Genomic DNA, 13,067 nt, shown 5'->3' with positions numbered 1-13,067 from the left:
TCAGTCTTTCTGCAAACGCTTTCTGGCGTTTTCTTTGGCGGCATCCAGCGCCTCCAGATATTTATCGAACGCAGCATCGGAATCGGCTTCGAGCTTCCGCACGGCCGCGCGATCTTCGTCTGACCATCGTGCTGGATCGGTCCAGTCAACCGCATCTTCTTCAACCGGATCATCAGCATCGTCGTCTGCCGAGCCCGCCTCGATGCCAAGCAATTCGTTCAGTTTCTTTAGCTCTTCCTCGTTCAGATCACTGAATCTGCGCGGTGGCGGAATGTCGTCCGATCCTTTGGATATTTCTTCCATGGCGCCAAAGAGTCGCTCCATGAATTTGGGCATCATTTCCATCGAGGCAGACATGACTTCCGGGCTTGCGAAAATGGCCAGGCTTTCGCCGGCAATTTTTGCACCCGTGTCTGTTTCGTAGAATTTTGCTGCGGTTTCCAGCTCTGCAGCCGAAAAACGCCGTGCATAGGCCTGCGCCATTCCCGCTCGAATGGGTGGTTCCATATCATCAGACATGTCGATGAGAATGTCGGTGATCTGAGACATCATGCTTTGGTTGCGTTGCTTATAATAGGGATCGAAGATGGCCATAAGTTCGGACAGCGTCGCCCCGTCTTTAAGCGCAATATCCTCTTCGCGGACGCCTGCAAAGCTGGCGATGGTCGAAAGCGGAATTTGATCCATTCCAGCCATCATCGGCTCGATAACTTTCTGGAACGTCTCTGCCATGATCTTGCGGTAACTGCCTTTTGGAACAATCGCAGCAGCGACCCGTTCGCCCTTTGACAACAGCGCGGGATCAATAGGCGTCTCGTCTTTGGTGAACATATTTTCGAACAATTTGGTGAAGGCATCCAGCTCCTTCGCGCCCTCTTCTGCGACGGTCGAAGGCGCATCTTGATGATTGTCCTGTGCCGAGACTGGTCCGGACAGGCTCAGTGCTAAGGTCGCCGCTCCCAAAAGTAGAATTTTCTTCATGTCATTATCTCCAATTGTTCAAATCATCATGCAGCATCTTGTTTGGCGAGTTTTTTCTGTCTCAGAAACCGGTGCATATGCTCCGTCACATCCCGCCCATCACGGATGCCCCAAACGACGAGGCTGGCCCCGCGGACAATATCGCCAGCAGCGAAGACACCCTCCAAATTGGTCATCATTGACTTGTGATCCACGCGCAATGTGCCCCAGCGGGTGACCGACAGATCTTTGCTATCGAACAACGTCGGCAGATCTTCTGCGTCAAAGCCCAAGGCTTTGATGACCAGATCGGCCTCCACGGTGAAATCGCTATTTGGCTCCACTTCGGGGGACCGGCGACCGCTGGCATCGGGCGCGCCGAGCCGCATCCTGGTTGTTTTTACCGCCGTGACATGGTCGGTACCTTCGATGGCCTTGGGCGCAGAAAGCCAGACAAATTCGACGCCTTCTTCCTCGGCATTGCGGACTTCATTTTGCGAGCCCGGCATATTGGCGCGGTCGCGACGATAGAGACATTTGACCGATTTCGCCCCCTGTCGCACCGATGTGCGGACGCAATCCATGGCGGTGTCGCCGCCGCCTATCACGACGACATTCTTTCCCTTTGCGTTCAAGCGGCTCCCGCCTGTGTCAGGGCCAAAATCGGGCACGTCATCACCAAAGCTTTTGCGGTTGGAAGCAATCAGGAAATCGAGCGCCTCTTCGACGCCCGATGTGCCCACGCCCGGCATCTTGATTTCACGGGCTTTGTAAACGCCAGTGGCGATCAGGATGGCATCATGTTTGTCGCGCAGCGCGTCCAGCGTCGCATCCTTGCCCACCTCGAAACTTTCATGGAAATGGATGCCGCCATCTTTCAGCCGCTGCACCCGGCGCATGATCACTTCTTTTTCCAGCTTGAAACCTGGAATGCCATAGGTCAGCAACCCGCCGGCGCGATCGTGGCGATCATAGATATGCACATCATAGCCAGCGACGCGCAAATATTCCGCTGCCGTCAAACCCGCCGGACCAGCGCCGATGATGCCCACGGATTGTCCGCGCGGCGCTCCAGGTTTCAGCGGTTCGACCCAGCCTTCTTCCCAGGCTGTGTCGGTGATATATTTTTCGACTGATCCAATGGTAACGGCGCCATGGCCGGAAAATTCGATCACGCAATTGCCTTCGCAAAGGCGGTCTTGCGGACAGATACGGCCACAGATTTCCGGCATGGTCGACGTCAAGTTGGACATTTCATAAGCTTCGCGCAAACGGCCTTCGGCGGTCAGGCGCAGCCAGTCCGGGATATGATTGTGCAACGGGCAATGGACCGAACAATATGGCACGCCACATTGCGAACAGCGCGCGGATTGTTCCGCCGCTTGTTGCGGGGCATATTTGTCGGCAATCTCCTGAAAGTCTTCCGCGCGCAATTTGGGCTGGCGCTTCTCCGGATAGGCCTGGCCTTCCTCTACAAATTTCAGCATTTCCAATTTCTGCGGGCTTTGTGCCATGCCAGACGCTCGTTTCTAGTGATTTTGATGATATCCAAGAGCCCTGTGCCCGAGCTCGGGGACGGAATTAGCCAGATATGGTACGGATGTCACGCAGAAATGACAATATAGGACATATATTCTGTCCCAAATTGATGTGAAAGCCTTATAGATTCTTCGGATGCCGGCCTATGTTTGCAATAAAGATCCGAACTGGCCCTATATTTTCTCACGACAACCGCATGGCGAAACGCTATTGCGCGACAAACCACAATACAGGCTGTTCATGACCTTCATTCAAATGCTGCTCCTCGCGATCGTGCAGGGCGTTACCGAATTTCTTCCGATATCGTCTTCGGGCCATCTGATTCTCCTGCCGGTATTCACCGGATATGCCGATCAGGGGCCCATGATTGACATTGCTGTGCATGTCGGTTCCTTGCTCGCGATCATCACCTATTTTTTCAAAGATGTATGGGGTCTGGGCAAGGGCGGACTTGCTTCCATTGGAATTGGAGACGCTCCGGCCGAACGGCGACTGTTCTGGTGGATCATCATCGGCACGATCCCGGCTGTCATCGTGGGGCTATTTTTGAAGACTGGCGGCTATCTTGACGGTTTCCGTAGCACCACGCTCGTCGGCATCAATCTGATCGTCTATGGCATATTGCTGGGGGTCGCTGACCGGATTGGCAAGCAAGTCAAATCCTTCGAAGACCTGACGCTGAAAGACGGTATTATCGTTGGCTTGGCGCAAGCCCTGGCGTTGATTCCGGGCACCAGCCGTTCCGGCGTGACGATGACGGCGGCGCGGTTCCTCGGTTACACCAGAGTAGAGGCGGCGCGCTTTTCCTTCCTCTTGTCGATACCCGCGGTTGCCGGGGCAGGGGTACTCATCATTCCCGATCTAATGGGTGCGAGCAGCGCGCTTCTAAAAGAGGCGCTCATCACTGGCGTGCTGACATTTGTTGCTGCGTTGGCAACCATGGCTTTCTTGATGCAATTTCTGCGCAAGGCGTCGATGATGATCTTTGTTGTCTACCGCGTGGCGATGGGCGCTGCATTGCTAGCCTTCTTTTAGGCCAGCGTTCTTTACCGGGCCCTAGCTCGCTTTCGCGCGGGCGCCAAACCGACCATGGTCGGTATATTTGTCCATCCAGCCCCGGGCAACAGCCGCAATCGGTGTCGGGGTGACGTGGAAGCTGTTCAGGCCTTTGGCCCCATCGGCTACGATATTGTCTTTCTGCAACATCTTATACTGGTCGGTCGTGATCGGGCTCAAAGGCATCATCGCCAATAGCTTGGTTGCAATGTCTGGAACGTCGACAAAGGCCCGTTCGCGCCCAGTCATTGACGCGATGCGCCGGTTCAGTTCGCCCATGTTGACCACTTCCGGACCCCCCAATTCAAACGTCTGTCCCGCATGAAGGTCGGGATGGGTCAACGCCTGCGCTATGGCCTCCGCAACATCGCCAACAAAAACTGGCTGGAATTTTGTCGCGCTGCCGATCACTGGCACCACAGGCAAATATTGGATCATCGCGGCAAAGCGATTGATGAACTGGTCTTCCTGACCAAAGACGATGGAGGGTCTGACGATGATGGCATCGGGAAAGGCTTTCAAAACCGCATTTTCGCCGTCACCTTTGCTCCGTCCATATCGGGATGGTGATTCACTATCCGCGCCTATGGCGGAAAGGTGCAGCAAGTTGTCGCAGCCAGCCGCCGCCGACGCTTCGGCAACATTGCGCGCGCCGTCTACATGGACCCGTTCAAAATCGCCGCTCAAAATGCCGACCAGATTGATCACGCTATCGCAGCCATGAACCGCGCGAGCGACGCTGTCGGCCTTGGTTACATCGGCGCTGACAAATTGCGTCTGTCCGAGGTTACCCAGCGGTTTGATGTGCATCGCATTTCTAATGCTGCGCTCGGCAATGCGCAGACGCGCGCCGCGATCCAGCAAAGTCTGGGCGATATAACGACCCAGAAATCCGCCGCCGCCAAATATGCAAATCAATTGTCCGTCGAGATCCATGTCTATCTTCCACTCGTCGCTTGGTTTCCGCTTAGCCTCTGCCCCAGCGAGACGGGTGAAGCAACAGTGTTTTCCGGGCGCAGGTCATCATTTTTGCGATGCCAGAGCCACAGTAGCGCACGCGTCGCAAGCAAGCGGCACAAACAAGCAGGCTTTTGCCGATATGAATCATTGACAGTGGAACCAACAAGCGGCTAGTCGCGCGCCTCTATCAGGCGGCAATGACATGATTGCCACCTCATGGGCCCAGATGGCGGAATTGGTAGACGCGCCAGCTTCAGGTGCTGGTATTCGCAAGGATGTGGAGGTTCGAGTCCTCTTCTGGGCACCATTAGCACATAGCTAGACGCACCTCAGAGCTTGTATAACCCTCGTAAATCTGTCACTAATCGTGTCTGGTTGTGGCGGGGTGGATCATGTTAAATCTGAACAATCCAGGTTTTCTGGGGGCATGCTTGGGGGCATTGCGGCTCTTCTCTGCTCGTTTGAGGGAAGGTCATGCCCCCAAATGAGTCTGACTGCCACAGAAATAAAAGCTTTTAGGGCATCTGAAAAACCGTACCGAAAATCGGACTCCCATGGTCTGTACTTAGAAGTGTTTCCCAATGGTTCGAAGCTGTGGCGTCTGAAATTCCGTATGGTAGGCAAGGAAAAGAGGCTCGCGCTGGGTTCATGGCCTTTGGTCAGTTTGGCACAGGCGCGGCAATTGCGTGACGAAGCAAGGGCGAAGATCGCAGATGGTATAGATCCAGCCGTCGAACGGAAAAAACTAAAAGCCCTATCGAAACTTAGTTCGGGCAATACATTCGCAATTATCGCGCAAGAATATATCGAAACCAAATTGGTCAAAGAGGGACGAGCTGAAACCACTGTTTCTAAGGCACGCTGGTTCCTGAAGCTTCTCGATCCCGCGATTGGCGACATGCCCGTTTCCGATGTTGACCCTCAAATGTTACTTGCGGCGCTCAAGAAACTTGAGGCTCAAGGCATACACGAAACGGCGAAGAAGTGCCGTTCCTTTGCCAGCCGGGTGTTTCGATATGCTATATGGACCGGTAGAGGGAAAGTGGACCCCGCTGCCGCGTTGCAAGGCGCATTGGTGACGCCAAAGGCTAGACATTATGCTGCAATCTTGAACTCCGGAAAGTTCGGTGAATTGTTGCGAGCGATAGATGTTTATGAGGGTAATCCGGTTACGGTGTTGGCATTAAAAATCGCACCGCACATTTTTGTCCGGCCGGGAGAATTGCGACATGCCGAATGGCACGAATTCGACTTTGATTCAGCGATATGGAATATTCCGGCCGGCAAAATGAAAGCCAGGCGGGCCCATGCTGTTCCGTTATCCAAACAAGTTCTTGCACATCTGAATTCACTGAAGTCACTAACTGGCGGTGACGGATATGTTTTTCCATCCTTTTATACACCATCTCGACCGATGAGTGAAAATACAATCAATGTAGCCTTCCGGCGTATGGGGTTCGGAAAGGATGAAATTACCGCCCACGGCCTGAGAGCAACAGCCTCAACTTTACTTAACGAAAGTGGAAAATGGCAACCGGATGCGATCGAACGAGCATTGGCACATGGTGACAGTGATGCGGTACGAGGTGCCTATAGCAGAGGAAACTACTGGGAAGAGCGGGTCAAAATGGCGCAATGGTGGAGCGACTATTTGGATAAGCTAAGAGATGGCGGTGAAGTGGTGCGCTTACGAGCTTTAAAGGACAGCAAGCGTTGAAAAGACGACAGTCTTCACTGTCATTTCGCCGTGCCGCTAAAGTTTTGCAGCCCGTTTTTGGATCTTATGAAAACGCAAGTGAGGCAATAATTAGAGCGATACAGGCATCCAGCATAAAAATGGCTGCGAAAACGCCATCACCATATCATCCGAATCCAAAGTTTTCTCAAAATAGCGACGTCGACCAAACTTGGATTGTTGGCGAGGGTGGCCGAACACCATCTCCAGCCGTATTGGAAAATCTACAAGATCCGGAACTTCGCGATAGATGGCGAGAATATATCTACAACGGAGGCATGCTGCTGAGACGAAAGGAGTTGACCAACTACCTCCGGCCGACAACCAATCAAGTTTTGAACGGTCAAATGGTTCACAACGTTAAAAAGTTAGTAACTAAGTGGAACTTAGCTCAGGTGCTAGCTTGGGTGTCGACAAGAAGCTATCATGAGGTCGTTCAAATTTCCTGCGATGATCCTTGGAGATCAATAGCTGCAGCAAAAGTGGCTAGACCAGGCTATCGCTACGCAAATTCTCTCGATGAAGCAGGGATTGCAAGGTTAAAGACTAGACAGAAACATGCGCAAATCAGAGCAGTGGGTTGGCTAAGACATGTCACAGCAACAAAACATTGTGGATGCGGTTCTGCAAAGTTCCCTGAATTTGAAGCCTGGGAAAAATGTAGTTGTTTGTCAGAAGCACTTGAGCAAATAATATCTAGTGTCGATCGGAAAGACTTGATCTGTTTGCAGAGGGAAGATTCTAGTCTGCTAGAGCGCGATATCGCGCTCAGTTTCAAGCTTGAAGAGTTTCGCCTTTCATCCGCAAATGGACCTGGGAGCATCTTGTTCAGCCGCTCGCAAACCACCGACTTATTTTTACCCAAAGGCGACAAAGGAGGGCGTCCGCCTAGTTACAATTGGTCCGAGTTCCTTGAGGTCGCTACGGACAAGATTCGTCATCGTGGCGGATTTGGGCGTGGTTGGATGAAGGCCGATTGTGTTCGCGAAATGGCTGATTGGTGCTCAATCAATTGGCATAAAGAACCGTCGGAAGGCATGATAAAAGAGAAAGTGGACGTCGCTGAACTTATGTTCAAGCAGAATAAATCCAAACATTAATCTTTGAGGTTATTGGCCAAATTGGCTGACGCATTATTCATCGTTCGATACTTCTCCTCAAATCTTGAAGCGCCAAGCCACTTCGCGTGGCGCCTGATTCAACCGAGGAAGAGTAATCATGACAAAACTTCTAACTCTGCGACAATGCAGCGAAGAATATGGCATCTCAATCAGTTCCATCTACAGAGAAATCGCAGGTGGACGCATCAAGCTGCGAAAAATCGGGCGTGCCAGCCGGATATCCAGAAATGATATGGACGCTTGGCTAGATACATTACCTACTAGTGAAGGGGAGCTGGCCGGTGCTCAATAGGCCAAATAGAAACCCCTCGACCGGTGCAACGGTCGAGGGGCTATTAGAAGCGAGGCCTGCCAGCATCACCAATGTCAGGAATCTAGCATTTACATCAAAATTGACAAGTAAGTTTAGGTCCAATGGTGACAGAGCCGTGTTCCATACAAGTGGAGCCTTTCTCTAAGGACTGCGAAATTACATCTACATGAAAAACCACTCATGTTTCGGAAGTGAAATTGTCATTCTCCGAACCCTTTTGCGAGCACAAAACTAGAATAAATTGGTTTTGAAACTTACTACAAATTCTGTGAGACGATATATGAGAAAGCTTGTAAATTCAGAGAGTTCCGATGTTTTGAGGCCTGTTGGGTTTCGAGCCCATATAGAACCAGAGTTAGCGTCTCCTGTATCACCAGTCATCAAATCCAAAAGAGGAGGGGCTCGAAATTTTGCTAATCGAACAAGCGACTTGATTTCGGTGACTCAAGCCAGAACATTTCTATCAGGGATCGAAGATGCAATTGATTGTGGAAGACCACCTAATGTTCACAAGACTCTCAATCTTGCCGCAATGGGTATTGAGGATGAAGATGCAGTTCAAGCAATAGGCCAGTTCATGAAAAGTTACCGGGATTGGTTGGCACGCAAAGGCGAGAGATTAGTCTGGAATTGGGTACGCGAAAACCCGGCTGGAGGCGGCACTCATGTCCATATACTGATGCATGTGCCCCCTGAATTCGCTCCATTGCTGCGTAGACGCCAATATCACTGGCTCAACCAAATCGCGCGTAAGTACCAGACCTATAAACCTCGCAAAACCAAAGGCCGAATTCACACCAGTCGGATTGGCGGAACCTTGAAAACTTTTCAGAGGAATCCATCAAAACATCGAACCAATCTCAATATTGTGGTCGGATATGTCCTCAAAGGCGCCAGCAACGACAAATTGCGCTTGCTAGGGATTACTCGTCGTCACGTCGATTGTGGCACGGTCATTGGTAAGCGGGTTGGACGGTGGCAGCGAAGAAGATCGAAAGCAGCCCAATCTAGTTGATCGCTCTGTCTCAAATTCTGTCTCAATTGCTTTTTCACGGGCCAACGGGAGTGTTGTCCAAATATGGATAGTTCAGTGAATTCACGATTTACCGAGAACAATGGTTAGCTTCTGCAATGGACAAAATATCAACGATCAACTACCCAGAGCACATCGCTCAGATCTCGTAAGTCTCAGCGATGCACAAACGTGCTGAACTCAGGTCCGCTTATGTCGGGCGGCCCTCGAAATACAATACCCTCACGGGGAATACGTGGGGCGTGCTTACCTGAGTTCGCACGTTACGAACCACCCGGCTCCAGCCGGAAAATCGAACTTGGGAGTAATCTATGGATGAAGATCAAAAGGTGCCGTTGGAAAAACGAATGGCAATATACGCATGGCTGATTTTTGCTTCGGCACTTTTGGCGATATTTATTGCCGTTGAATCGAACTCAGCGGTTTGGTTTGCGGTAGCCGTGCTTGTTTTGGTTTCGGCCATGTTTGGATGTTCAGCCGCTGTAATCAAGGCAATTAGCGATAGTGAGCGTAGTAGATAACTATTGTGGAGCCAAATTTTTCGATTGCCGTTTCCTAGAATATTGTCTTTTCACATGCATACTTGAAGTATTAATGTACCGAAATTCCAATTAATGACGCTTTCTTGATTGCTCGTGCGTGTATCCAATGTTTAAAGCTGGTGTATGACCATATCCGAGATGCCGTTTGAATCAATCGATGCGTTCATCGCAGCTTGGCGTGAAACTGGCGGCTCTGAGCTTGCCAATACACAGAGCTTCATTAACGGCCTTTGTGCTCTACTCGACGTCCCATCACCTGATGGCTCAAAAGAGATCGAAGAGCATAACAATTATGTTTTTGAACGCGGTGTCTATCAGGATAACGGCGATGGCAGCGAAAGTTTCGGGCGTATTGATTGCTATAAGCTCGATTGCTTCATCCTAGAAGCGAAGCAGGGTAGTGAGGGCGACCGGGCGGCAGCGAATCGCGGTGAAGAAGATCTCGATTTCTTCGGTCAGACCGCGACCACTAGGGTTAAACGAGGCACGGCCAAGCGGGGTACGCCAAGTTGGACCCGCGCGATGTTGCAAGCAAAAGGACAAGCAGAGCGCTATGCGAAGGCTCTGCCTCACGAACATGGTTGGCCCCCAATCCTTTTGGTAACCGACATCGGCTATTGCATCGATGTCTATGCAGACTTCACTGGCACCGGGAAAGCTTATGCCCAGTTCCCAGATCGCTCATCCTACCGTATCATGCTGGAGGATTTGCACGACAAGGACGTGCGCGATCGCCTGACGCTGATCTGGACCGATCCCAGGGCGCTCGATCCCTCGACTCGTGCGGCCAAGGCGACGCGCGAGATTGCGGATTACCTCGCCACTATTTCCAAGCGGCTGGAAGCGCGCGGGCACAATGCTGAAAGCGTCAGCGGCTTCCTGATGCGGCTGCTGTTCACGATGTTCGCCGAAGATACTGGTGTACTGCTACCCAAAGGCTCGTTCAGCGAACTGCTCAAGGGTCAGCTTGATCATCCCGAACATCTACACCACCAGCTGAGCGCGCTATGGACCGCGATGGACAAGGGTGAATTTGCCCCCTCGCTCGGCATACCGGTCAAACATTTCAACGGCTATCTGTTCAAATCGCGCGAAGCGCTGCCGCTGGAGCGGGTCGAACTGGAAGTATTGATCGAGGCAGCGGGGAAAGACTGGACCGAGGTTGAACCCGCGATCTTCGGAACCCTGCTCGAACGTGCGCTCAACCCGAAAGAGCGCGCCAAGCTGGGCGCGCATTATACGCCGCGCGCCTATGTCGAGCGGCTGGTCGCGCCCACCATCATGGAGCCATTGCGCGCCGATTGGGACGGGGTGCGCGGCGCGGTCGAAAGCCTGATGGGCGAAGACAAGATCGACGCCGCCCGCGCCGTTGTGGAAGGCTTCCACAGCCAGCTGGCACAGACCAAGGTGCTCGATCCCGCCTGCGGAACCGGCAATTTCCTCTATGTCGCCATGGCGCGGATGAAGGAACTGGAAGGCGAGGTGCTCGAATTGCTCGAGGAGTTGGGCGACCGGCAATATCTCGCCGAACTCTCAGGCCACACGATCACCCCGGAAAACTTCCTCGGCATAGAGATCAATCCGCGCGCGGCGGCGATTGCGCAGTTGGTGCTGTGGATCGGCTATCTCCAATGGCACTTCCGCGTGAACGGCAAGGACCGCAGCCCGCCCGAGCCGATCCTGAAGGATATTCGCACAATCGAAAACCGCGATGCTCTGATCGACTATGATGAAAAATTGTTGGTTCGCGATGAACAAGGTAAGCCCACTACCCGATGGGACGGGGAGGCAAAGATAAAACACCCCGTCACTGGAAAACAAGTACCTGATGAAAACTCTAGGGTAGAAATCTATAGCTACATTAATGCACGGGCGGCCTTATGGCCCAAGGCAGACTTCATAGTCGGTAACCCTCCGTTTATTGGTAACAAGCGCATGAGGGTGCGGCTAGGTGACGGTTATGTCGAGACCCTTAGATCTGCATGGAAACACGTGCCGGGCAATGTGGATCTAGTAATGTATTGGTGGGATCGATGCGCGCAATTGATCAGGAACGGCTCGATGCAACGTTTCGGTCTAGTATCAACGAATAGCATAAAACAGATTACTAACCGTAAAGTTATGGCGGGACACATGGGTGCTAAAAACCCGGTGATTATAAACTTTGCGATTCCCGATCACCCTTGGCGGGATGAAGAAACCAACGCTTCCGTTAGAGTCTCAATGACGGTTGTCAGTAATCAGATCACTGCTGGCAATATAATGGAAGTGACGGCAGAGCCAAGATCGAATGATGGATTTTCCATACCTGAATTCAACTCTCGCCGTGGTATCATCAATTCTGATTTAACAGTCGGACCTGACGTAACGACCGCGAATAAGTTGCAGTCGAATGCTGGCTTGGCTTTCATGGGAGTGATTCCTGTTGGATTAGGTTTCAGGTTGGAAACTGAACAATATCCGGATGTAGCTGACGAGTTGGATGAGTCGCCATATTTGCGGGCCTACATTGGAGGATCTGATCTAACTGACAACGTGTCATCAAGTCTTATTATTGATGTAAGTACATTGGACGAGAGCGAGTTAAGGGCAAAATACCCTCATACTTATCAGTATCTTTTCGATAATGTGAAGTCCGATAGAAATACAGCGGAGCGCGAAAATCACAGGTCATTCTGGTGGCGGTTTGGTGAGGCCCGAGTTGAGATGAGAACAGCGTTGAAGGAACTGGGTCGCTATATAGCGACTACAGAAACATCGAAATTTCGGTTGTTTAGCTTTTTAGAAGAAGCCATTCTACCCGATCAGAAACTACGTGTTCTTGCTCTGTCTGATGCATTCGATCTTGGAATATTGTCGAGTGCGATCCATGTTGCATGGGCTGACGCGACTGGAGGGCGTCAAGGCGTAGGCAATGATCCAGTTTACAATCACCCACATTGTTTTGGAAAGTTTCCGTATCCCGCTGATATTGGAAGAGAGCTCAAAGATGAAATTCGTGCCGAGGCGGAAAATTTAGATGTTTTGAGGAAACGTGTTCTTTCACAGAACAAGGACATTACGTTAACTGATTTGTATAATGTGCTAGAAGCACGCCGCGCTGCCGAAAGGGGCGGCCCGGCATTGACCGATGTCGAGCGCGACATTCATGACCGCGGGCTGGTCACGCTCATTCGGCAACATCATGATGCCATCGATGCGTTGGTGGCGCAGGCCTATGGCTGGGGTGCGGACCATGCGGCGGGAGCGCTTACCAATGAGGAAATCCTCTCGCGGCTGTTGGCGCTCAACAAGGAACGGGTCGCCGAGGAGGCACGCGGGCTGATCCGCTATCCGCGCCCTGAGTATCAGGACCCCGGCTACAAAGCGCCGTTCAACGAAGCGATGGATTTTGGCGAAGCTACGTCCGTATTGCCCGACAATACCATCCCCTGGCCCAAAAGTCTGCCCGAACAAGTCAGGGCAGTGCAAGGCATTCTCACCCAAGCCGGTACTCCGCTTGCCCCGCAAGATATCGCGCGAAGCTTCAAAGGCAAACGCGCCGCGACTGTCCGGCCGGTGCTGGATGCGCTGACCGGTATCGGAATGGCTCGGCGGCTCAAGGATGGGAGATATGCGGCGTGATGGGATTTTCTGTTGAAATGTAGTGGTGGTAGGTCGGGGCGCCCTTTCGGGCACATATTGATCGAAGAACTTGAAAAGTACGTTAACAATTCCAGTGCGGATGCTTCGGAATTGACTTCGATTCTTGCCGAACTGGGTAGCAGGAAGACCGGGCGTGCCAAAGAGTTAAAATCTCTAGTTGAAA

General features: G+C 52.0%; 10 protein-coding genes and 1 tRNA gene. 8 read left to right on the top strand and 3 right to left on the bottom strand.

All coding sequences use genetic code 11. The annotated features are described in order from the left end of the window. Both ABJV08_RS01775 and ABJV08_RS01770 read right to left on the bottom strand, forming a co-directional pair. Positions 1-981, bottom strand: coding sequence for a DUF2059 domain-containing protein (locus ABJV08_RS01775; RefSeq protein ID WP_348039088.1), 981 nt, complete (start codon positions 979-981; stop codon positions 1-3). 26 nt (positions 982-1,007) lie between these two features. Further along, on the bottom strand, positions 1,008-2,474 hold the full coding sequence (locus ABJV08_RS01770; RefSeq protein ID WP_348039089.1) for an NAD(P)-dependent oxidoreductase: 1,467 nt from the start codon (positions 2,472-2,474) through the stop codon (positions 1,008-1,010). Positions 2,475-2,739: 265 nt separating this feature from the next. On the opposite strand from ABJV08_RS01770, the gene ABJV08_RS01765 reads away from it, so the two are divergent. Then, complete coding sequence (locus ABJV08_RS01765; RefSeq protein ID WP_348039090.1) at positions 2,740-3,534, top strand: undecaprenyl-diphosphate phosphatase; 795 nt, start codon at positions 2,740-2,742, stop codon at positions 3,532-3,534. Positions 3,535-3,555: 21 nt separating this feature from the next. On the opposite strand, the gene ABJV08_RS01760 is transcribed toward ABJV08_RS01765, so the two are convergent. Beyond that, positions 3,556-4,491: a complex I NDUFA9 subunit family protein gene (locus ABJV08_RS01760; protein ID WP_348039091.1), complete on the bottom strand. Its 936-nt coding sequence runs from the start codon at positions 4,489-4,491 to the stop codon at positions 3,556-3,558. 244 nt (positions 4,492-4,735) lie between these two features. Here ABJV08_RS01760 and ABJV08_RS01755 point away from each other — a divergent pair. From ABJV08_RS01755 to ABJV08_RS01725, 7 genes are all read left to right on the top strand, one after another. Further along, positions 4,736-4,822 (top strand) — tRNA-Leu (locus ABJV08_RS01755). Positions 4,823-4,999: 177 nt separating this feature from the next. After that, positions 5,000-6,232, top strand: a complete 1,233-nt coding sequence (locus tag ABJV08_RS01750; RefSeq protein ID WP_348039092.1) for an integrase arm-type DNA-binding domain-containing protein — start codon at positions 5,000-5,002, stop codon at positions 6,230-6,232. Then, entirely contained in the window at positions 6,229-7,350 is a 1,122-nt protein-coding gene (locus tag ABJV08_RS01745) for a hypothetical protein (protein WP_348039093.1), read from the top strand. Before ABJV08_RS01750 ends, ABJV08_RS01745 begins: the two co-directional genes overlap by 4 nt. A gap of 118 nt (positions 7,351-7,468) precedes the next feature. Further along, positions 7,469-7,663, top strand: a complete 195-nt coding sequence (locus ABJV08_RS01740) for a helix-turn-helix domain-containing protein (RefSeq protein WP_348039094.1) — start codon at positions 7,469-7,471, stop codon at positions 7,661-7,663. A gap of 301 nt (positions 7,664-7,964) precedes the next feature. After that, a complete protein-coding gene (locus ABJV08_RS01735; RefSeq protein ID WP_348039095.1) occupies positions 7,965-8,699 on the top strand; it encodes a hypothetical protein in 735 nt (244 codons plus the stop codon). A gap of 329 nt (positions 8,700-9,028) precedes the next feature. Further along, the gene (locus ABJV08_RS01730; RefSeq protein ID WP_348039096.1) at positions 9,029-9,238 is read left to right on the top strand and encodes a hypothetical protein; all 210 of its coding nucleotides are present in this window, start codon (positions 9,029-9,031) and stop codon (positions 9,236-9,238) included. A 144-nt stretch (positions 9,239-9,382) separates the two neighbouring features. Next, positions 9,383-12,883 (top strand): DNA methyltransferase, encoded by a 3,501-nt coding sequence (locus ABJV08_RS01725; RefSeq protein WP_348039097.1) that lies wholly within the window; start codon positions 9,383-9,385, stop codon positions 12,881-12,883. The last annotated feature ends 184 nt before the right edge of the window (positions 12,884-13,067 follow it).

This window comes from Parasphingorhabdus sp. (assembly GCF_039982395.1).
In the GTDB taxonomy this organism is placed as follows: Bacteria; Pseudomonadota; Alphaproteobacteria; order Sphingomonadales; family Sphingomonadaceae; genus Parasphingorhabdus.
The sequence above is the reverse complement of the archived record's forward strand: the minus strand, read 5'-3'. Positions and strand labels throughout refer to the sequence as shown.

What these genes read in the sequence shown, in the direction of transcription:
- ABJV08_RS01775 (WP_348039088.1), bottom strand. Translation starts at nt 981, where the DNA reads ATGAAGAAAATTCTACTTTTGGGAGCGGCGACCTTAGCACTGAGCCTG.
- ABJV08_RS01770 (WP_348039089.1), bottom strand. Translation starts at nt 2,474, where the DNA reads ATGGCACAAAGCCCGCAGAAATTGGAAATGCTGAAATTTGTAGAGGAA.
- ABJV08_RS01765 (WP_348039090.1), top strand. Translation starts at nt 2,740, where the DNA reads ATGACCTTCATTCAAATGCTGCTCCTCGCGATCGTGCAGGGCGTTACC.
- ABJV08_RS01760 (WP_348039091.1), bottom strand. Translation starts at nt 4,491, where the DNA reads ATGGATCTCGACGGACAATTGATTTGCATATTTGGCGGCGGCGGATTT.
- ABJV08_RS01750 (WP_348039092.1), top strand. Translation starts at nt 5,000, where the DNA reads ATGAGTCTGACTGCCACAGAAATAAAAGCTTTTAGGGCATCTGAAAAA.
- ABJV08_RS01740 (WP_348039094.1), top strand. Translation starts at nt 7,469, where the DNA reads ATGACAAAACTTCTAACTCTGCGACAATGCAGCGAAGAATATGGCATC.
- ABJV08_RS01735 (WP_348039095.1), top strand. Translation starts at nt 7,965, where the DNA reads ATGAGAAAGCTTGTAAATTCAGAGAGTTCCGATGTTTTGAGGCCTGTT.
- ABJV08_RS01730 (WP_348039096.1), top strand. Translation starts at nt 9,029, where the DNA reads ATGGATGAAGATCAAAAGGTGCCGTTGGAAAAACGAATGGCAATATAC.
- ABJV08_RS01725 (WP_348039097.1), top strand. Translation starts at nt 9,383, where the DNA reads ATGACCATATCCGAGATGCCGTTTGAATCAATCGATGCGTTCATCGCA.